At 45.6% G+C, this 19,870-nt stretch carries 18 protein-coding genes; 3 read left to right on the top strand and 15 right to left on the bottom strand.

The annotated features are described in order from the left end of the window. Positions 1-120 precede the first annotated feature (120 nt). From metA to BC643_RS17460, 7 genes are all read right to left on the bottom strand, one after another. Positions 121-1,038: a homoserine O-acetyltransferase MetA gene (gene metA, locus BC643_RS17490; RefSeq protein WP_120274559.1), complete on the bottom strand. Its 918-nt coding sequence runs from the start codon at positions 1,036-1,038 to the stop codon at positions 121-123. Between the two features lie 61 nt (positions 1,039-1,099). Next, entirely contained in the window at positions 1,100-2,401 is a 1,302-nt protein-coding gene (locus BC643_RS17485; RefSeq protein WP_120274558.1) for an O-acetylhomoserine aminocarboxypropyltransferase/cysteine synthase family protein, read from the bottom strand. A gap of 29 nt (positions 2,402-2,430) precedes the next feature. Beyond that, complete coding sequence (locus tag BC643_RS17480) at positions 2,431-3,786, bottom strand: ACT domain-containing protein (protein ID WP_120274557.1); 1,356 nt, start codon at positions 3,784-3,786, stop codon at positions 2,431-2,433. 330 nt (positions 3,787-4,116) lie between these two features. Beyond that, a complete protein-coding gene (locus BC643_RS17475) occupies positions 4,117-4,857 on the bottom strand; it encodes a hypothetical protein (RefSeq protein ID WP_147377260.1) in 741 nt (246 codons plus the stop codon). Positions 4,858-4,897: 40 nt separating this feature from the next. Further along, positions 4,898-5,620: a tRNA threonylcarbamoyladenosine dehydratase gene (locus BC643_RS17470; protein ID WP_120274555.1), complete on the bottom strand. Its 723-nt coding sequence runs from the start codon at positions 5,618-5,620 to the stop codon at positions 4,898-4,900. Positions 5,621-5,623: 3 nt separating this feature from the next. Continuing rightward, on the bottom strand, positions 5,624-6,328 hold the full coding sequence (locus BC643_RS17465) for a TatD family hydrolase (protein ID WP_170154610.1): 705 nt from the start codon (positions 6,326-6,328) through the stop codon (positions 5,624-5,626). A gap of 55 nt (positions 6,329-6,383) precedes the next feature. Then, positions 6,384-6,797 carry a threonyl-tRNA synthetase editing domain-containing protein gene (locus BC643_RS17460; protein WP_120274553.1) on the bottom strand — a complete coding sequence of 138 codons (414 nt, stop codon included), beginning with the start codon at positions 6,795-6,797 and terminating at the stop codon, positions 6,384-6,386. Between the two features lie 144 nt (positions 6,798-6,941). On the opposite strand from BC643_RS17460, the gene BC643_RS17455 reads away from it, so the two are divergent. Further along, positions 6,942-9,125: a T9SS type A sorting domain-containing protein gene (locus tag BC643_RS17455; protein WP_170154609.1), complete on the top strand. Its 2,184-nt coding sequence runs from the start codon at positions 6,942-6,944 to the stop codon at positions 9,123-9,125. A 249-nt stretch (positions 9,126-9,374) separates the two neighbouring features. Here BC643_RS17455 and BC643_RS17450 read toward each other — a convergent pair whose 3' ends face one another. The 7 genes from BC643_RS17450 to BC643_RS17420 all read right to left on the bottom strand — a co-directional run bounded on the left by BC643_RS17450 (position 9,375) and on the right by BC643_RS17420 (position 15,264). Beyond that, positions 9,375-9,608 carry a DUF493 family protein gene (locus BC643_RS17450; protein WP_245995011.1) on the bottom strand — a complete coding sequence of 78 codons (234 nt, stop codon included), beginning with the start codon at positions 9,606-9,608 and terminating at the stop codon, positions 9,375-9,377. 167 nt (positions 9,609-9,775) lie between these two features. Then, positions 9,776-11,203 carry a TlpA disulfide reductase family protein gene (locus tag BC643_RS17445; protein ID WP_120274550.1) on the bottom strand — a complete coding sequence of 476 codons (1,428 nt, stop codon included), beginning with the start codon at positions 11,201-11,203 and terminating at the stop codon, positions 9,776-9,778. Next, positions 11,166-12,278 (bottom strand): glycosyltransferase, encoded by a 1,113-nt coding sequence (locus tag BC643_RS17440; protein WP_120274549.1) that lies wholly within the window; start codon positions 12,276-12,278, stop codon positions 11,166-11,168. The genes BC643_RS17445 and BC643_RS17440 overlap by 38 nt, the downstream gene beginning before the upstream one ends. Before the next feature lie 71 nt (positions 12,279-12,349). Next, the gene (locus BC643_RS17435; protein ID WP_120274548.1) at positions 12,350-13,387 is read right to left on the bottom strand and encodes a hypothetical protein; all 1,038 of its coding nucleotides are present in this window, start codon (positions 13,385-13,387) and stop codon (positions 12,350-12,352) included. After that, entirely contained in the window at positions 13,368-13,937 is a 570-nt protein-coding gene (locus BC643_RS17430) for a hypothetical protein (RefSeq protein ID WP_120274547.1), read from the bottom strand. The genes BC643_RS17435 and BC643_RS17430 overlap by 20 nt, the downstream gene beginning before the upstream one ends. Before the next feature lie 23 nt (positions 13,938-13,960). Further along, positions 13,961-14,518, bottom strand: coding sequence for an RNA polymerase sigma factor (locus BC643_RS17425; protein ID WP_120274546.1), 558 nt, complete (start codon positions 14,516-14,518; stop codon positions 13,961-13,963). Between the two features lie 53 nt (positions 14,519-14,571). Further along, entirely contained in the window at positions 14,572-15,264 is a 693-nt protein-coding gene (locus BC643_RS17420) for a tRNA/rRNA methyltransferase (protein ID WP_120274545.1), read from the bottom strand. Positions 15,265-15,487: 223 nt separating this feature from the next. On the opposite strand from BC643_RS17420, the gene BC643_RS17415 reads away from it, so the two are divergent. Further along, positions 15,488-16,384 (top strand): cation diffusion facilitator family transporter, encoded by an 897-nt coding sequence (locus BC643_RS17415; RefSeq protein ID WP_120274544.1) that lies wholly within the window; start codon positions 15,488-15,490, stop codon positions 16,382-16,384. Positions 16,385-16,441: 57 nt separating this feature from the next. Here the strand turns inward: BC643_RS17415 and BC643_RS17410 are convergent, their stop codons facing one another. Beyond that, positions 16,442-18,145, bottom strand: coding sequence for an ABC transporter ATP-binding protein (locus BC643_RS17410; protein WP_211338128.1), 1,704 nt, complete (start codon positions 18,143-18,145; stop codon positions 16,442-16,444). Between the two features lie 382 nt (positions 18,146-18,527). Here BC643_RS17410 and BC643_RS17405 point away from each other — a divergent pair, with 382 nt between their 5' ends. After that, positions 18,528-19,865, top strand: coding sequence for an MFS transporter (locus BC643_RS17405; protein WP_170154608.1), 1,338 nt, complete (start codon positions 18,528-18,530; stop codon positions 19,863-19,865). Positions 19,866-19,870 lie beyond the last annotated feature (5 nt).

Genomic DNA, 19,870 nt, shown 5'->3' with positions numbered 1-19,870 from the left:
GTTCGCCTAAAATTAGGCATTTTCCGGAAGAAGAAAAAAGCCCCGAAGCAGAGAATCCGGCTTCCGGGGCTTAATTTTATCATTTTGTATTCGTCGGTTTTCAATGCCGAGAACCAAAATTTATTTAATGTCGTCGAGGTTGTACGGTGTTTCCTGGTAAACGTAATAGTTTAACCAGTTTGTAAACAGCAAGTCAGCCGCCGAACGCCAGCGCAGAACCGGCTTTTCATTCGGATCGTCGTTGGGGTAATAGTTGGCCGGAACTTCAATCGGGAGATTTTTCGAGACATCCCTTTTATATTCGCCGTCCAGCGTCATTCTTGAATATTCGGCGTGCCCGGTAATGAAAATCTGGCGTCCATTGCGTGCCATAACCATGTTGACTCCCGATACGTCAGATGAAGAGATGATATCCAGTCCTTCAACTTTCTCGATATCTTCGGCCCGCACTTCGGTGTGACGGGAGTGAGGCACGTAATATTCATCGTCGAATCCGCGGAAAATAGGAATCTTCCGATCGGAGATCCGGTGCTGAAACACACCGAACATTTTCTTGTCGAGCGCATATTTTGGAATACCGTAGAAATGAAACAATGCAGCCTGCGACGCCCAGCAAATAAACAGCGAGGACGTCACATTGGTCAACGACCAATCCATGATCTCGCGAATTTCATCCCAATAGGTTACCTCTTCAAAAGGAAGATGCTCGACCGGAGCACCGGTAATAATCATACCATCAAATTTCTGCTTTTTGATCTGATCGAACGTTTTGTAAAAAGTGGCCATGTGCTCGGCAGAAGTGTGCTTGTGCTCGTGATCCTTAATTTTCAGAAAATCAATTTCGATCTGCAAAGGCGAGTTCGACAAAACCCGAAGTAAATCCGTCTCAGTCGTAATTTTGAGTGGCATCAGGTTCAGAATGACGATTTTTAGCGGACGAATATCCTGTTGGGCAGCCCGCGTCTGATCAATCACGAAGATGTTTTCCTGAAGCAACAATTCAATTGCAGGTAATTTGTCGGGAATATTTAATGGCATAACAATTTTCCTTTTTTATAATGTACCCGGAGCATTGCTCCGGGTTATGCTGATTTACAAGTTAAATCTTACTCAGTGCCTGTTCGAAATCGGCGATAATGTCGTCGATATGTTCCAGACCAACAGAAATACGCAACTGTGCCGGGTAAACACCTGCTGCCAGTTGGGCTTCGGCCGATAGTTGCTGGTGCGTGGTTGCTGCAGGCTGAATAATCAGTGTTTTTGCATCGCCAACGTTTGCCAGGTGGCTCACCAATTCGAGGCCTTCAACAATTTTCTTGGCTTCTTCAACTCCGCCTTTTACAATTAACGAAAGCATGCTTCCGGCACCTTTGGGCAGGTATTTCTTCGCCAGTTCGTACGACGGACTGCTTTTCAATCCCGGATAATTGACACTTTCAACTTTTGGGTGGTTTTCTAACCATTCCGCCAGTTTTTGCGCATTTTCAACATGTCGCTCCATTCTTAACGACAAGGTTTCCAAGCCTTGCAGTAAAAGGAATGAGTTGAACGGGCTTGGAGCCGGACCGAAATCACGCAATCCTTCAACACGTGCTTTGATAATAAAAGCAATGTTTCCGAACGGGCCGTCAAAGTTAAAAATATCCCAGAACTTTATGCCATGATACCCTTCGGAAGGCTCGGTGAAACTTGGGAACTTACCATTCCCCCAGTTGTAGTTACCACCATCAACAATGACACCACCAAGGCTGGTTCCGTGTCCGCCGATCCATTTTGTAGCCGACTCAACAACGATGTTTGCACCGTGCTCGATTGGGCGGAACAAATAACCACCTCCGGCAAAGGTATTGTCGACAACCAATGGGATGTCGTATTTTTTAGCCACTGCAGCAATCGCGTCGAAGTCTGGAATGACGAAGCCCGGGTTACCAATTGTCTCCAGGTAGATGATTTTGGTTTTCTCGTCAATCAATTCTTCGAAAGACTCCGGTTTCAGGTCCTTGGTCATGCGGGCTTCCCAACCAAAGTTTTTGAAAGATACTTTGAATTGGTTGTAGGTACCACCGTATAAAAAGGGAGAGCTTACAATGTTGTCTCCCGGTGTCAGCAACTGATTGCAAACTAAAAACTGAGCAGCATGACCCGAAGAGGTTGACAATGCAGCGACACCACCTTCAAGAGCGGCAATTCTTTTTTCAAACACATCCGAAGTTGGGTTCATCAAGCGGGTGTAAATATTCCCAAACTCACTCAAAGCAAAACGATTGGCTGCTTGTTCCGAGTTTTCGAAAACGTAGGATGTTGTTTGGTAGATTGGTACAGCACGAGAGCCTGTTGTGGGATCAACTTCTTGACCTGCGTGCAACTGCAGTGTCTCGAATTTTAAATTTTTACTTGTCATTGTTTTTGTTTTTTAGGTATGTGAAATTTTTATGCGTCTGTTTTTGTGAAGAAAATCTTGTGTATTTCCTGAATGGCTTTGGCTTTGTCCTGCTCGTCGACCACCAGGTAGCTAACCAGGTCGGAAGCCCCGGATCCGCTCAAAAGCACATTGATTTTGTTTTTGGCGACAGCTGTAAACAGCGAAGCAGAAATACCGTGGTTTTGTTGCATTCCGTGACCGACAATTGCAATCAGCGAGACTTTGTCTTCAATTTCAACCTGGCTCACGGAGGGAAGGTTGAGTTCCTGCGTTAATTGGCGAACTTGTGCGGTTGATGCTTTATCGATCATGATATTGATGCTGGTTTGTGCGGTAATAACAGATCGGATATTAATATGGTTCTTGTTGAATGCGCCGGTTACCTTTGCCAGGATACCCGGTTTGAACCCAACACCCGGACCATTGAGCTTCAAAACGGCAATATCGTCGGTGTGCGCTACGCTTTTGACAACCTGCGGTGCAATGATGCTTTTTGAATTGATTCTGGTGTGCAGTATTTTTTCTCCGTCTTTCAGTTCGTAGACCAGAATCGGAATATGTTTGTCGACTAAAGGCTCAACAATTCGGGGGTGAATACCCGAGTAGTTGAAGTAGGACAGCTCCGAGGCTTCTGCGTAAGTCAGGCTTTCGATGTACGACGGATTGTCGACATATTTCTCATCTGCCGTTTTGAAGGGAGTTCCGATTTGCCAAAGTTCCAGGTGAGATGCATCGAAAATGGACGCCAGTGTGGCAGCAGTGTAGTCTGCTGCACGATCGCCGATCCGGGCAATTTTTCCACCTTTGGTGACGCCGTAAGATCCAGGGATCAATGTTATTTTGCCAAATTCTGCTGCTTTTACTTTTGCTGCTGTTTCTGAAATTGAGACAGTGGCATTCCCGAATTCCTCAGTTACAATCAACCCAAGGTCTTCAGGGAAAATCGTTTGCGATTCTATTTGGTGCGACAGCAAAATTTCAGCAACCAGGATTGCCGAGATTTTTTCAGCAAATGTAAGCACCTGATCCTGTAGGGCTGGAGAGAAGTCGCCGGTATAATGAATTCCTTTTAACAGGATTTCCAACTTTTCCATTTGGCTTTTTAACTGCGCCGAGGGACCGAGTTTATAAATCGCTTTAATGGCGTTTATTTCAGCTTTGATTTGCGCAATTAACAACTCCGGTTTGCCACCGGGACTACTCAATGTTTTGATCCCCAACGCAAGCAGCGATTGTATTTCGCGTGGTGAAGAGATCACTAAAACATGTTTCGAATTGGCTTGATCAAGCAATTTGACCAAACTGTTAAGTACAAGCGGTTCTTTCAGGTTATTACCGCTAAACCGGACAATACATTCGGACATAGCCTAATATTTTTGAAAATAAAGTAGAGGAAATTTTACACTCAGAATTTATACGCCTTCAATCCATATCCCGGGGGAATACCGAATGAAGGCTATCGCATGCACATAGACATGGAAGGCATGAAAACAGCAGAAAGCATCATGGAAGTGGTGCTTGCAGAAAGAGAGTATGTTTTGCTGTTAATCATCCGAGTATAGAGTGATATTTCCGACAAACCTAGGAAAATGTTTTAATAATCGCAAAGGCTTATTTGGAAAAAATAAAAATAACTACGAAGAAAGAAATTCAGGGAGGTGGCTAAATTTTACTTTTATAGGTTTGATTGAAGACTATTTGACAGCGAGTTGCAATTGCTTGTAATCAAATTCAAGTGTTTCGTCATCAACCGGTATAAATAATTTCAGGAAGCTGGCATCGGGTGTGCCGGGGAAGAAGACTTTCCCGTGCATCGAAAAATTGGTCTCCAATGTTGTCTTCCGAATTGTTCCGTTTTCCCAGGCTTCTTTCAGATCGTTCAGGTTCTGTGCCTGGAAACGTGCTTCGTCTCCTGCGGCAATAGCTGTACTCATAATGCCGTCGGTAACGGCGTAGCGGATGTTATCGTTGGCCGGGTTTTCGGTGCCTATGATGGCATTGGCCACGATACTGGCGCCAATACCCATGATGACAAGTCCAGTTCTGTTTCGGGCAATATTTTCGTTGCTGGCAATGCCTTTGTCGAATTGCAGGATTTTACCTTCGGGGTCGATAGCATTGACGGGCTCCAATGTCTTCGGATTCATCAAGGCATCGAATGCCTGGCAGGTAAACTGCGATGGATCAACCAACAGCGGCATGTTGGAACGGTTGGTAATATGAAAGTCAAACCAATAGGCCCCATCCTCGTATCGGTCGAAGCCGATTTCATAATTGATGCCGTATACCGAGTCGACGACCAAAGCCTGACCGTACAACCATTTTTGTGGTTCTTCTTCCGGAACCAATTTGGTGATCTTCTGTGGCCCTGTACAGGAAGATAAAAGAAGAATTGCGGTGATTGACAAAAGAGAGAAGAGCGGCGTTGTTTTCATGGTTTCAGCGTTTTTGTACGAGCAACAATGATTGTACCAATCAGATATTTTCTCCAAGCAAATTTCGAATGACAACCGATGCAATGTGGCAGCCAAACAGTGGCGGCATGTACGATATCGTTCCTACAGCTGATTTCTTGTTTCGGCCTTCTTCAACACGCACCCGTTCTTTGTCTACCTCTTCGGGCGAGAACACCACCTGAACGCCTTTGCGAACCCCCAATTTGTAAAGACGTTTTCGTAGCATCCGGGCCAGCTTGCAGTTATACGATTTTGAAATGTCGCTGTTGCGAATTTGTGTCGGGTCGAATTTGCCCCCGGCACCCATGGAACTGACGATCGGGATGTTGCGTTGTACGCTGTGGTAAATCAGGAATACCTTGGGCGAAAGGGTATCAATGGCGTCAACCACATAGTCGTATTTGTCGGCCTCGAGGATTTCGATCATGCGATCGTCCTTGAGGTACTCGTTGATAACGGTTACTTCAATATTCGGGTTGATGTCGCGGAATCGGGCACCCATAATTTCAGCCTTGGGTTTGCCGTCGTTACTGATCAGGGCCGGCAACTGGCGGTTGCGGTTGGTGGCTTCCACCACATCGCCGTCAACGATTGTCATTTTACCCACTCCGGCGCGGCAAATTTGTTCTGCTGCATACGCTCCAACTCCGCCTAATCCAACAACCAGTACATGTGCGTTGGTTAGTTTTGCCAATCCTTCTTCACCCAACATCAAAAGGGTTCGTTCCTGCCAGTTCTTCATTTGTCAAAATATACGTTGATAATTCTCAAGCACCTGATAGCGTAGCTTTTCTGCGGTCGTTTTCAGTTGCCCGGCGGCAAAAATATAAATACTTTCAATATTTTCAGTGCTCTCGTCGGTTTCGAAAAATAGCTGTGAGGGTGGTATTTCGGCCAATGATTGGTTGAGTTTTTGACGATCGTTCAAAAGGGCAGTGCCGAGCGAGAAATAGAAACCCATTTGTGCCAGCTGTTTGGTGGTCTCAGCATTGGCTTGGTAGCCATGTAAAATCCAGGGCAATTTGGACGCGCTTTGTTTTTTGAGTTGAAGGAGATCTGAATAACTACGCACAGCATGCAAAATCAGCGGCCTGGCGTGTTTTTCAGCCAATTCAAGTTGTCGTCGGAAAAAGTGGATTTGCTTCTCAACCGGGGTTTCCAATGTCCGGTCGATACCACACTCGCCGACGGCCAACACCTGCGGGTGTGCCAAAAGTGATTCCAATGTATCGAGCCATTTATCATCAGTTGCCTGATCCAAATCCCAGGGATGCAGCCCAACCGAATAAAATTGTTCCGCTTGCGGTTGGAAGGGCAACAAAACATTGTGATTCACCAGTCCGATTTGCTGACCGGTTAACGGGAAATGTGTATGTAAGTTGACAAGTTTCAAATTTCGTGTTGTGTTAAGAGTTACGAGCTTCGGGTTTTGTGTTTCGAGTTTTTGCATGGGGTGACGTTTCTTCGCTCTTTGCCCTATCCTCCATGCCCTTTGCTCTCTGCCATCAGAGTTCGGCCCAAATGCGGGCAAGCGAAAACCCGGGAGCATCAATTTGAAGATCAAGGAAATAGCCGAACGGAGTTTGGGCGGTTTCATAGCCGGCATTTTGCAATCGTTTTTCGGCCAGGTTGAACAGCTCGTGCGTAAAAGGCACCGACGCCTTCGACTCGGACAGATGCGCGAAAGAGTGCAGGATAATTCTGTTTGCTTCATTTTTTCGGGCGGTCCATTTCAAGTGGTTGACCAGCTTTTTCTCGCGGCTGGCCACGTCCTTCAGTTCATCTTTTTCTTCAACCTGGATGAAGGCCAAAACCGAATCGGTAAATTCCCGGCTCTCGTCCAGCTCTTCGATGCTTGGCAGGTTTTTCTCCGCAGTTTTGTAACTAAAGCGGTTGACATACATGACTAGTACTTTCATATCTCCAAAAATAAAGAAAAGTAGTGTGTTGTAAAATTGTTTGCCAAACGCTTCGTTTAAATTGTTGGATCATTGGCTTAAAGCTGGAATATGATCTGTTTTGTATCTAAATTTTATAAATTTGATTGTGTTCGAATTCAATCTATGCAATTAAAAAGTATTCTCCTGCTGTTTTTTAGTCTAGCATGCTTGCCGCTTTGGGCGCAACTTTCACAAGGCGGACAGCCGATGCCGATTCAGCAATTGAAGGTGGCCCGGGCCAGCTCGTTTGTGTCGCTAACGGTTCCTGCCGAAGAAATTCAGTTGGTAAAAAATTTGCAGAAGGAACAACCGCAACTCAAAGCTTTTCGGTTTGCGTATTCGATTCCGGTCGATTTTTCGACTGAAAACTCGGGAACCTGGATTGAATCCGGTGACTGGAAAATTTGGCAATTGAAACTGGAATCTCCGGGAGCTTTGTCGCTGAATGTAATTTTTAGCCGTTATTACGTGCCGGAAGGTGCACGTTTGTTTTTGTTTTCCGAAGATGGAAGTGATCTGATCGGTGCCTTCACTGCTCAAAATAACAAGTCCGACGGTGTGCTGGCAACGATGCCGGTAGCCGGCGATCGCCTCATTCTGCAATATGAAGAACCACTAGATGCCGAGTTCAGTGGCGAGCTGGTTCTGGAGTCGGTGAACCACGATTTTGTTGGCCTGAAAGCGTACAACGGCGACCGTCGTCCATTGGGTGAGTCGGGGTCGTGTAATGTGAACGTCAATTGTGATTACCTGCAAAAATACCGTGAAGCAGCCAACGGAGTTTGCCGAATCTTGATTCGGGGAACCGAACTGTGTACCGGAACATTACTGAACGATGTACCCGCTGATAGCACGCCTTATCTGTTAACGGCGAGTCACTGTATTGAAAATGCGACCGATGCCTCAAGCAGCGTTTTCCTGTTTAATTATGAATCACCTTATTGTAAGAGTATTGATGGCGAGGTTTTGAATTCGCTGAGTGGCAGTAGCCTGAGGGCCAGTTCTTCAGAGCTCGATTTTAGTTTGGTTGAGCTGAGTGTGGCGCCGCCTAAGAGTTACCAGCCGTACTATTTGGGATGGGATCATTCATCTTCGGCGCCTGATTCTACGGTTTCCATTCATCATCCGCTGGGCGACATTAAGAAAGTGGCGATTGACCGCAATTCTCCTTCGGCAGCTTCGTATTCAGAGGATTATGTTTCCGGCTCGTTTTGGCAGATATCGAATTGGGAAGAAGGAACCACCGAGGCCGGTTCATCAGGAGCGGCGTTGATCGATCCGGACATGCGCGTGCGCGGTTCGCTGGTGGGCGGCGAGGCAACCTGCTCTAACCCGGTGAATGATTACTTTGCGCAATTTCGCTTTGCCTGGAACCATTTCTCCGAAAGCGACAAGCAGTTGAAAACCTGGCTTGACCCGAATAATTCAGGAACAACAGCTATTTCCGGCTTGAATCCTTACGCGGATGAGCAGCAATGTACCGTTCTCACCAATATGAAAGACGCGGACTCGCACTTCGATGGACTAATTGATGTTACGAATGAAAGCAGTGGCTACTACAGCGGAACAAATGCATATGGTTTTACTGAATTTGCGGAAGCTTTTCAATTTGAAACTTCTTGCAACGTTCAGGGGCTAACTTTGGGCATTGCCAATAAATCAATCAGTTCGTCAATTGCAGTATTGACTGTTTCAGTTTATGAAGGGGGAGATATTCCCGGTACTTTGCTGTACAGTCAGGATTTTGAGCTGACCAACCAGGAAGCGGGTGTGATGAATTACCTGGCTTTTGATCAGCAGGTAAGCACCGATGGAAATTTCTACCTCGCCTGGTCAATCGAGGATTTGGGAGCGAATGATGTATTTGCTGTCTTCCTGGCAGATCGGACTGACGATACTTCCAATTCATTTTTTATCCGCGATGGCGGAGATTGGTACAGCTATTCGGAAAAAAGCAACACCACAAATGGTTCGGCTGCAGTGATGGAGGCTTTGGTTTGCTTCTATGACGAGTCGGTTGAATACAACCCGTTTGAAGACGAAAATGTAGATGTGGTCGCTTACCCGAATCCGTTCGTTTACGGACAGGAACTGACGATTCGGTTCGAGGATGATGTGCAACCTTCAAAACCGGAAATTTTCGACCTGCTGGGAAATCGTTATGCCGTAAGTTCAACTTTGACAGGGCTTGATCGCATGGCTTTCGACTTCAACGGTTTTCGTCCCGGAATTTATTTTGTGCGGTTAACCAGCCAAATCAGCGGAAAGAACTACACGCAAAAGGTGCTTTACCTGGGCGGGGAGTAAAATTCTTAACTAAATCTGATTATTAGTTTATTGACTAATTTCGATATCACATCTCGAAAATGCCGCAAAGCATGCCGGCAGGAATACATAATTTGTTAGTGATCTCTTATTTTGGCTGCTGTAACAACTAAAACCTTAGCTTATGTCAGTCATGCAAATCATGTCGATCGTAGTTAGCGTGGTCGTGGCACTTTTCGCAATAGCCTCTTACTACGAAAAGAAAGCCCGAAGTAAAGAATAATTGCTCCGTTACAGGATCAGCACGCCATCAATCCGGTCTACCCGTTCGGTGATCTCAATAATCTCGTCTGCATTTTTCATCGTTGCAACACAGGTGATTGCCACGTGTTTCAGGCTGGAAGTGTGTTTGAACGAAAACTGACCGTTGTCGGGAAGGATCGCCTTTATTTGTTCCACTTTTCCCTCATGGTTAGGCGTTATAAACTTGAACATGTATTCGAGCGGCCACGTCTCGGTTTCCATTAGCCTGTATCGTAGATTTTTAAATTTATCTGTTTCCATACGCAATTCCTCTACCACTCTTCCTGTGAGTTTTATACCAGTTTTAACACGCGAAAGTATGCCTTTGTTTTTAGGCGGTGTTTCGGGGGGCCGAAGGTAAGCTTCCCATTGAAGAATACCTAATGTTTTTATTGCATCACGTTTAGAACCTTTAGCAGGCGTTTCATGCCGGGAATATCCAACTGTTTGGCGACAATCTTTTTGTCTTTATCCAGAAGAAAAAGCGAAGGAGTGGTACGTACGCCGTAGAGCAGTTTCATGTCCGAAATTTGGGTGGGATCCCAAAGATTCATCCAGTCGTTCAACTCGTGCTCGTCAATAAAGTCTGTCCATTCCTTTTTATCGGTCATGGTGTAAACAGCGTAAACGGAGAGTTGCGAGGGTTTGGCTTTCAGGAAAATTTCGTCGTACAGTTTGGGGATTTCGTGCTTGCAATGGCTGCAACCCGGTTCCCAAAAAACGAGTAAGGTATAAGCCGTTGGGCTTTGGTGCAAGCTGTGAAATTCGCCGTTGGCACCTTCCAGCAAAAGTTCGGGAGCAATGTGGCCAACGAGATTGTTTTTACGCAGGGCAACTTCGCGGCCAATATTTTCCAGTGTTTTTTCATCAGCCCAGCTTGCCTGTCCGCTCAGGTAGTAGCGTTCGGCCAGTGCCACAAACACATTTTCCATTCCCATCACTTTCGATTGGATGCTGTTGTTTGTCAGGAAGGACGTGAGGTTCTGAAACAACTCCGGGTTGTCGCGGTGTTCTTCGATGATGCGGATTGCCTCGGGTAAAACGCTGTCGGGCGACTGCAGAAGCACGCGGTTGAAATATTCCGTCAAGCGGTCTTTTACAAAGGGGGTGTGCCAAAGTCCAATGTCGCCCAAATCGAAATAATCCCAATAATGATTTTTGCGAAAATTATATTCGTACACCCATTTTAGCGAATCGCGGGCTTGGTAAGCTGGCGGAATTTGTGAATCATCCAGCTCAACCTGGTGTCCAGCCAATAAAACTTTACCGTAGAAGTTGTCCTTGTTTTTCGTCCCTTCCTGAAACCGGTATTTCTTCACGTCCTTATCCAGCTTTTGGATCTCGGTTTTCACTTTTTGCAGTGAATCCGATTTTGGACTTAGGCGTTGCTCTTTGTCCGACAGTTCGTGGAACTTGTTTTTTTGCTTGGCCAGGAAGTTAATGTAGCCCTGAAATTTTTCACTTTCTACAGCGCCTTTTATCTCAGCTTTTTTCGAACCGGCAGGAATTGTAATATTGAATTTTTGATCCGAACCAACCAGAAAATCGTAAGAGGTTTTGTTGTTGAGGTAAAGTTGGTAGATTCCTTCATCCAACGGTTTAACTCCCTGAAAAATGGCATGTCCGGAGGAATTCAACTGAAGGGTGTCTTTCACGAACAGGTTGCCGAAATAATAACCGGCCACAATGAGCTGGCTGTCGCGGTACGCCGGAATATCGATATTGATTTGGTAGGCCTGCGCATTCCCGAAAGAAGGCAGAAGAAAAATTAGGATCAGGCTACAAAAGGTCGATAATCTTTTGGGCGTTAATTTCATTCGAATAAAATGTTTCAAGTTTTAATTTCCGCCGGTGAATCTCATTTTTGGTAAAAGGCTCCTCCATTAGTTTCTGAATGGATTGAACCATTTCCTGCGGCGTGTCCGCAATATGGCAAAGATTTTTCAAATCTGTTCCCATTACCATGGTCGAATTTGTGAGGCAATGTTTCCCGGTAAAAAGTGAAGTCAGCAATTTCAGCTTCATCCCGATTCCCTGGAACGAAGGAATCACACAGATATGTGCTTCTTTAATCAGACGATTCATTCGTTCCTGCGGGGGATTGGCAATTAGCGAAATATGCGGAATGTCTTTTACCATATCTGTCAGCCACTCCGGCGGATTTTTACCTGCAATGACGAAGCTGACCGTAATTTGCGAAAACACTTTTCGAATGAGGTATTTTACTGCTTTTTGGTTTTCGTTAACGCTCAGATTTCCGTGAAAGAGCAGGTATTCACCCCAGCCGGGCTTCGTTGTCAGTTCTTTGTACGGATGAAAAGCCGGAATAAAACGGGTATCGCCAAAATGGGATTGGAAATAGGCGGTTTCTGTCGATGAAATCGATAAAATACACTGTGCTTTTTTCAGGCGGTTTTCAAACAGCCTCAGCCGTAAACTTTCAACAGCGAAATACCATCGCTTTTGGATGGTTGATTCAGAAATATATAGGTTGAAATAATATTGGTGTTCGATGTTGTGAGCCCTCACCAATTTCTTGTAAGCGTCCAGTAGGGGGTGATTCAGCAAATAGCAGGTGTGCAAGCCTTCAAAAAGAATAGGGGCTGTGACAGAAAGCAGGTTTTTCAATGAATCCGGGTGATTCCGGCTTTTGACAATGTAAGGGATGATGCTCAGTTGAGCTTCTATGCCGGTCTGTCGGGGATAGTAGAAAACCTGGTGGCAAAACTGTTCCAATTCAGGAGTGCGGGGACGGTCATATTCGAAACAGTGAAAATAGATTTCGATACCAGCCTGATGCAAAGCCTGAAGCTTGTAATACACATCAATCACACCTCCGTAATCGGGCGGACTGGGGTTATTAAAACTTATAATGTGAAGTCTTTTAGTCATACCACTCGATAGACTAAAATACAAAAAAACCACAAGCGAGATACTTGTGGCTTCATGTTTTTGGGTGTTTCCTACTTATTTAGTTTTATTCCGCCGTAGCGACTTTTAATAATCACTTGTTGTCCTCCGGATGGTGTTCCAACGTTGCCTTCTACCTGCAGGCGTGAATTGTCTTTTTGACGGTTGCCCTGGAAGCTTTCTGTCGGATATTTCACATCGCAGTAATCGCAATCGGCGTCCAGCAGGTACGAGAGCTGATCCATACCCAGGGAGATTCCGCCATAGCTGTTGGTGATCTCGATTTTGCTGAAATTAGGGAGTACTTTGCCAACCCGAACTGATCCGTATTCGGTATTAATATTCATTGATCCGGATAATTCGTCCAGCGAGTAATTCGTGTATTTCGACTCGGCTGTAACAGAACCAACATGGCCCAGCTTCACATCGTCGTATTTTGATTCGAGGCTAAGCGATTGCAGCTCGTCAACGTTGATGCCGGAGTATTTGGTTTCCATACTCAGGAAGCCTGCTTGTCCAACGTAAACCTTCGAATACTTTACTTCGCCTTGCATTTTATTCACCGATTCAATATCGGCTTTGCCGTACGAGAGGTCGAGCAGAACGCCGTCGCCCGGAGAGTTCAACACGCCTGCTGTAAGATTTCCGTACGAAATATCAAAACTGCCTGCGGCATCCAAAGCTTGCACGGCCACATTGCCGAATTTGTTTTGAACATCCAGCTTGCGATCTTTAGGGATGTTGATTTTGTAATCGATCGAAAAGTTTTGTTTCGATTTGAAGTCATCACTAATGACCGTTTGCGCGTTCAGCACACTGCCGCTGCGGTTGATGTTAATTTGAATCAGGTTCATGAGCTGTGCCGCACGTCCTTCACTGTTCGATTCAACGGTAATTGTTACGTCAACGGTAACCGAGTCGCCGCCAAAATCGTTAATCTCAATCGTCCCGAATTTGTTGCTAACATCGAGTGCCGTAATTTGAGACGTTGTGTAGCCCTTGTGGATTGTTTTGCTGTAATCTTCGGCTTTCAAACCAAGCGGCAGCAGAGCCAGCAGGGCAATCAGGATTTTAAATTTCACTTTCATCATGGTTATTTTCTTTTAATTTTTTAATGTCTTCCAGTTTGTTAATGATCAGGTTGATGATGCTCAACCGGGTTTGGTAAAGCTCGAGCATCGCATTGATGACGCGCTCGTCTTCTGGATTCGCTGCGAGTTCTTCCTGCAATCGTTTATAGGTTGCGTCGAATTCGGCAATTTCCTGTTTCATCATATCCTGCTCTTCCTGAGAAATCTCACCGTCGGCTGTCAGTCGCTTCCAGTGGCGCATTCCCTCGTCGATGGATGTTGTGTAATAAAATTCAGCTTCGCGGTATTCAGGCGAAACGCTCGAAAGTGTTGCCGGCTGCTCGGCCGGGCGATCCATGTACATGCGAACCTGGTTGCCGACCAGCAGCACAAAAACAACTGCTGCAGCAACCCGCAGGTAAAACTTACGTTGCCGGTAAAACGGGCGAATGTGCTGTTGGTTCAGCCGTTGCTCAAACCGTTCGAAGTGCCCCGGGGGAGCGTCCTCTTCGAATATCGCTTTGTTGTCGCGAAAGGTTTTTTCCAGTATGTCATCAAAATCGTTCATCATGTTGCTTTTTTACATTCCATCTTTTAGTTGAAGGAAAACAGTTCGTCCTTGACCAGAATATCCCGCAGTTTCTTTTTAGCCCGTAACAATTGCGTGCGCGACGAAACATTGGTGATGTTCAGGATTTCAGATATTTCGTCGTGATCGTAGCCCTCGAGTAGGTAAAGACTCAGGACGACGCGATAACCTTCCGGCAATTGCATTACGGCTTTTTTCAGCTTGTTCAGGTCAATTTCCCGAATCTCCATCCGCGGATCCGGTTCCTCGTCCATCACGCGCTCGTTGATTTCCTCGAAAACGACGCGACGTTTTTTCAAATAATCCAAAGAACGGTTGACCACAATTTTCTTTAGCCAGGCGCCAAAACTAACTTTTCCTTCGTAAGTGTCAAGCTTTCGGAAAGCACTTAAAAACGATTCCTGCATGATATCTTCCGCGTCGTTGCTGTTGGCCACAATTCGCAGGCTGGTATTGTACATCGATTTGTAGTACAATTTATACAGCTGAAATTGTGCGTCGCGGCTGCCCAGTTTGCACTGGTCAATAATGTCCTGGTGAATGTTTTTGTACTGTGCTTCCAAGGTTTAACAGCTTACTTTGATTGAAAGACGACACGCTTTTGCGGAACGTTGCATCAGGTTTTACTCATTTTCTCAAAATATTTGTTGCAAATAGAATGTAACAGGTGAATGTCACTCTCACCCAACAGGTTTAGTCGTTCCAAGATGCGGGGGTAAATCGCTGACTCTTCTTTAAAATCAAGCTCGAGCAGTAGTTTGCTGCTTTTATCTTTCAGTGCCCGAAATCCGTTTTCATTCACTTCGGGTTTTTCCTCTATCTCTGCGGATTGATGGATTTGGCTGAGCTCATACGCATAAAGCATGATGGCCTGTGCCAGGTTGAGGCTGGGGTAGGTGGTTTGCAAGGGAACAGTGCTCACCATATCGCAACGGCGGAGTTCCTCGTTGCGTAAACCGCTGTCTTCCCGCCCAAAAACAATTCCCAAATGTTTGACAGACTTACCTTTGGTTTGAATGATTTTAACGAGGTCGCGGGTTGAGTAATAGTCTTCTTTTACCCCGCGCTGCTTGGCCGATGTGCCGATAATAAAGTCAAGATCTTTGACAGCCTCTTCAAAATCCGGAAAAACCAAAGCATTCTCAAGAATGTCGTTTGAGGCGTGCGCCAGCCAACGGGCCGGCTCGCTCAAATGGTCGCAGGGATTGACCAGCCGCATATCCGCAAATCCCATCGTTTTCATTGCTCGTGCTGCGGCGCCTACATTTTCAGGAACGGCAGGCTCAACCAAAATAAAGCTTACTTTCATTTGTATTCTATTGTAATGCAAATATAACAGCTCAGCCGAAGTCTGAAAAGATTATTCAAAATTGAAAACTCAAATAGAGAACTGGGAGGACTTGTGAGCTGTTATTGCAGGGAGAGTTTTAAATAATTTCTGAAGTTTTTGTCCGAAAGCTGAGAGAAATCGACTGTCGGTTTTTATTTCACTACTTTCAACAGGAAAATATAAGTTCGTTAGAATTTTGATTATGGGACACGATCACGCACATCATCACCACCACCATTCGCACAACCGGCTTGGTATAACTTTCTTGTTGAATATTGTTATTACAGTCGCACAGGTTATCGGTGGAGTTATTAGTGGAAGTTTAGCTTTGATTTCGGATGCGATTCACAATTTGAGTGATGGTGTTGCCGTACTGCTGGCATACATCGCCGATCGGTTAGGACATCGCGAAAAAACGGCCAAACACTCGTTTGGCTACAAACGGGCCGAGATACTGGCTGCTTTCATTAATTCGCTGGTGTTGATCGCTATTTCGTTTTACCTGATGATTGAGGCGGTTGATCGTTTTGCCAACCCTCAGGAAGTCGACTTCAAATGGATGCTGGGACTGGGATTTCTTGGTTTTGTAGCCAACGGCTTCTCCGTGTTTCTACTGCACGACGATCACGATAGTAATTTGAACGTGAAAGCAGCTTACCTGCACCTCTTGGGTGATGCACTCACTTCGTTAGCGGTAATCGTAGGAGCCGTGTTCATTTGGGCATGGGGCTGGACATGGATTGATCCGCTGGTGACCCTTCTAATTAGTATTTACCTGTTGGTGCACACCTACCAGCTATTGAAAGAATCGACCGAGATTTTGATGCAGTTTGCACCATCGTCGATCGATCCCGATGTGGTGAAGCAGAAGCTTGAAGGGGTAGCAGGCGTGAAGCAGGTATACCACATTCACATCTGGCGCTTAACCGACCACAGTATCCATTTTGAGGCGCATGTGGAGCTAAATGCCGATCTTCAACTTTCCCAAACAAGATCGATTGATGAGGCGATGAATGAAGTCCTGCACCACGATTTCAATATTACTCACGTGACCCTGCAGTTTGAATACTCTTGTCAAAATGGAGGAAAAGGGTGTTAGTCGGAAGTTACGGGTTTCAAGTTTCGAGTTCCAATTTTTCCAAATCCAACTTGTCCATCAGTTGGTAAACTGAAGTTCGCTCAACGTATAGTACAGACCGGAAATATCTTCTATCAATTCGGCATGCGTTCCTTTTTGAATGATTTTACCGAAGTCGAGCACCAAAATCTGGTCGGCCTGGCGAATGGTTGACAAGCGGTGCGCAATAACAATGGATGTGCGTCCGGTCATCAGTTTTTCCAATGCTTCCTGAACCTGGCGTTCCGATTCGGAGTCGAGCGCAGAGGTCGCTTCGTCCAAAATCAGAATACGCGGGTTTTTCAGCATGGCACGGGCAATCGCAATCCGCTGGCGCTGTCCGCCCGATAGCTGGATTCCCCGTTCGCCAACAAGGCTGTCCAATCCGTGGGGCGATTCCTGAATAAACGACCAGGCATTGGCATTTTTGGCTGCTTCAATAATTTCTTCGTTGCTGGCTTCGTGACGACCGTAAGCAATGTTTTCGCGAATTGTTCCGCCGAACAGGAAAACATCCTGCGGAACCACAGCTATTTGCTGACGCAATTCAGTCAGCGGGATTGATTGAATATCCCGACCATCAATCAGGATTTTTCCGGCAGCTGGCTCATAAAAATTCATCAGCAAGTTGACGATTGTTGATTTTCCGGCACCACTGGGCCCAACAAGTGCAATTTGTTGATTGGCCTTGATTGAAACTGAAATATCTTGCAATATATCTGTGTCCGGTCGGTTGGGGTAGCGGAAAGAAACGTGTTGGAAGTCGATATTTCCTTTCAATAGTTTTTCAGCAGGAATCAGATTTTGAGGAGCTACCTCTTCGATAGGCTCGTCCAGAATTTCCAATAGGTTCTCGGTTGCGCCAATGGCTTTTTGCAAACGTGCATAAACGTCGGCCAAACCACCCATCATCCCGGCAATAAAGGCAGTGTAAAGTACAAACGAGAACAATTGTCCGGCATCAATTTGCCCGGTCGAAATCATGCTGGTGCCTCGCCAAATGACAGCTACCATTGCACCAAACATGCCCACAATCATAAAGGCCGAAAAGGATGCCCGGTAAACTCCACCTTTTATTCCGGTCGCAGCCACCTCGTTTGTTTTTCCGGTATAGCGTCCGATTTCAAAAAACTCGTTGGCGTATGCTTTCACATTCTGAACGCCCTGCAGGGTTTCTTCGACAATGGTGTTCGAGTCGGCAACTCCTTGTTGCACTTTTTTCGAGTATCCTTTGATGAATCGTCCGAAGACAACCGCGATGATAACTACGACAGGTAAAACCGCCAACATAAATAAGGTCAGTTGGGCTGAGATAAAAAACAGGAAAGTAATACCTCCGGCAATGATCAGCATGGTTCTTAAGAAGTCAGCAACGGTCGAGGTCAATGTATCTTCGAGCAGCGAAATGTCCGACGAAATGCGGCTATTCAATTCTCCGACCCGACGTTTCAAAAAGAAGCTCATGGGTAATCGGATCAAATGGCTGTAGGTGTATTGGCGAATCGATGCCAATGTTTTCGACGTTACCCGCACAAACATGTTGGTACGGATAAAACTGGAAATGGCCTGCAATACCAAAACACCGGCCAACACCAAAACGATCTGGTTGATTTCATGCTGCGACTTTCCTGTTGTCCCAAGGTCGACCAAAATACCGAGTAAACGGGGAAAAGCCAATGTGGCGACACTTGTTAACAGTAGAAATACCAGCCCCGTGAAAAATTCGGCGCGGTAAGGTTTCATGAACTTGTAAAGTCGTAATGTTTTACGTAGGGAGGCTAGCGATATTCTTTTGCGTTGTTTTTTATTTTCCATTTCTCAAAATTCCTGGTTTTTTATCCTGTCAGGTTTCACCCACAAAACAGTTCAACATTGAATTGGTTTAGCTTACCAAGGCTGAATAATAAACAGTTTTTTGTTATTAATTGCTAATAGCGGGTGAAAAGACTTGCATTGGATTAGTCACATATCGTACCTTTAAGTCTGAAATTGCCCGATAAACTATCTCAAAACGGACAGAGATAGTGAATTACTCTGACTTAGTATTTACGACGATACATTTTTTGGACGCTCAAATTCGCCAGACATGATAACTCTGGACCGTGGTTATTCAAAACCCCTCCCTATGACATCGTTATCGGAAAGTGCCTTGTTGAGGTACATTGCGTTTACATTGCTGTACTTCGCACAAGGAATTCCGCAGGGATTACTCATGTATTCGCTACCGGCCTGGTTTGCGATGAATGGAATTTCTCCGGGAGCAATAAGCGGTTTTATTGCCGTTATTGCGCTACCGTGGAGCTTAAAAATTATAGCTGCACCTTTTACCGACCGATTTGCCTATTTGCCAATGGGGCGACGAAAACCCTGGCTGTTATTCGGGCAAATCGGATTGACGGCCGGGCTTGTAGGTTTGGCTTTTGTTCCCAATCCGCTGAGCAATTTACCTGCTTTAATGGTGATTGGCTTTCTGAGCAGCTTGTTCGGCGTATTCCAGGATGTTTCGACGGACGGCATGGCGATCGATTTATTACCCCGACGTCAGCATGCACGCGCAAACGGATTGATGTGGGGTGCCAAAATTTTGGGAATTGCTGCGACAGTTGCTTTGTGTAGTTTTTTGATTGACTCTCAAGGCTATTTCTGGGCGATGATTTCCTTGGCTGCCATTTTAAGTTTGATCATGCTCGTTCCTGTTTTTATGAAAGAACGGAGTTGCGAAAAACGGTTTCCCTGGTCGAGAGGAAAGGCTGATCCTGAAGCTATTTATTGGGATTCACAAAACTGGCGGGCGATTGTTCGCAGTTTGCTGCAGGTTATATTTTTACCTGCTAGTTTGGCGATGGGATTTGCCGCGCTTTGCTTGTCCATCGGTAGTGGACTAATGGATGCGATTCTGCCTGTTTTTACCGTCCAGAATCTCAATTGGACGGACGTTGATTACTCGAGTGTCTTTTCAACTACGAATTTGATAACAGGTGTGTTAGCCATGGCAGTTGCCGGGCTGATGATTGATTTCTGGGGGAAAAGAAGAATGATTTCCCTCTTTGCAATTTTAATGTTTGCCCTCACGGTGTCGATGGCCCTGTTTCATGAATATTGGGCGACGACCTGGTTTGTGAAAGGATTCTTTATTCTGTTCTACGCGCTCGATACCTTTGCCACGGTAGCCATATTTGCCATAGCCATGCAACTGTGCTGGAAGCGAATTGCTGCGACACAATTTGCGCTTTACATGGCGGTTTCCAACATTGGTATTTCGTTTGGAGCCTGGCTCATGGGTCAGTTGAAAACACACTTTGGTTGGGATGTCATTTTCCTATCCTATGCCGGATTGATGATTTTAGCACTGGTTGGCATTTCCCTGATGAACCTTCAGAAACACGCGCAACAGGTTGATCTGCTCATGTCGAACTTCCTGGATGAGAGAATCAAAAATGAAGCGCTTCGACGAAGAGCTTAAATTTC

The organism is Mangrovibacterium diazotrophicum (assembly GCF_003610535.1).
GTDB classification, from domain to species: domain Bacteria; phylum Bacteroidota; class Bacteroidia; order Bacteroidales; family Prolixibacteraceae; genus Mangrovibacterium; species Mangrovibacterium diazotrophicum.
This window is presented reverse-complemented; position numbering and strand designations above follow the sequence as displayed.

Excerpts from the sequence above, each read along its gene's own strand:
- metA (WP_120274559.1), bottom strand. The coding sequence starts at position 1,038 with ATGCCATTAAATATTCCCGACAAATTACCTGCAATTGAATTGTTGCTT.
- BC643_RS17485 (WP_120274558.1), bottom strand. The coding sequence starts at position 2,401 with ATGACAAGTAAAAATTTAAAATTCGAGACACTGCAGTTGCACGCAGGT.
- BC643_RS17480 (WP_120274557.1), bottom strand. The coding sequence starts at position 3,786 with ATGTCCGAATGTATTGTCCGGTTTAGCGGTAATAACCTGAAAGAACCG.
- BC643_RS17475 (WP_147377260.1), bottom strand. The coding sequence starts at position 4,857 with ATGAAAACAACGCCGCTCTTCTCTCTTTTGTCAATCACCGCAATTCTT.
- BC643_RS17470 (WP_120274555.1), bottom strand. The coding sequence starts at position 5,620 with ATGAAGAACTGGCAGGAACGAACCCTTTTGATGTTGGGTGAAGAAGGA.
- BC643_RS17465 (WP_170154610.1), bottom strand. The coding sequence starts at position 6,328 with ATGCAAAAACTCGAAACACAAAACCCGAAGCTCGTAACTCTTAACACA.
- BC643_RS17460 (WP_120274553.1), bottom strand. The coding sequence starts at position 6,797 with ATGAAAGTACTAGTCATGTATGTCAACCGCTTTAGTTACAAAACTGCG.
- BC643_RS17455 (WP_170154609.1), top strand. The coding sequence starts at position 6,942 with ATGCAATTAAAAAGTATTCTCCTGCTGTTTTTTAGTCTAGCATGCTTG.
- BC643_RS17450 (WP_245995011.1), bottom strand. The coding sequence starts at position 9,608 with ATGGAAACCGAGACGTGGCCGCTCGAATACATGTTCAAGTTTATAACG.
- BC643_RS17445 (WP_120274550.1), bottom strand. The coding sequence starts at position 11,203 with ATGAAATTAACGCCCAAAAGATTATCGACCTTTTGTAGCCTGATCCTA.
- BC643_RS17440 (WP_120274549.1), bottom strand. The coding sequence starts at position 12,278 with ATGACTAAAAGACTTCACATTATAAGTTTTAATAACCCCAGTCCGCCC.
- BC643_RS17435 (WP_120274548.1), bottom strand. The coding sequence starts at position 13,387 with ATGATGAAAGTGAAATTTAAAATCCTGATTGCCCTGCTGGCTCTGCTG.
- BC643_RS17430 (WP_120274547.1), bottom strand. The coding sequence starts at position 13,937 with ATGATGAACGATTTTGATGACATACTGGAAAAAACCTTTCGCGACAAC.
- BC643_RS17420 (WP_120274545.1), bottom strand. The coding sequence starts at position 15,264 with ATGAAAGTAAGCTTTATTTTGGTTGAGCCTGCCGTTCCTGAAAATGTA.
- BC643_RS17415 (WP_120274544.1), top strand. The coding sequence starts at position 15,488 with ATGGGACACGATCACGCACATCATCACCACCACCATTCGCACAACCGG.
- BC643_RS17410 (WP_211338128.1), bottom strand. The coding sequence starts at position 18,145 with ATGAAACCTTACCGCGCCGAATTTTTCACGGGGCTGGTATTTCTACTG.
- BC643_RS17405 (WP_170154608.1), top strand. The coding sequence starts at position 18,528 with ATGACATCGTTATCGGAAAGTGCCTTGTTGAGGTACATTGCGTTTACA.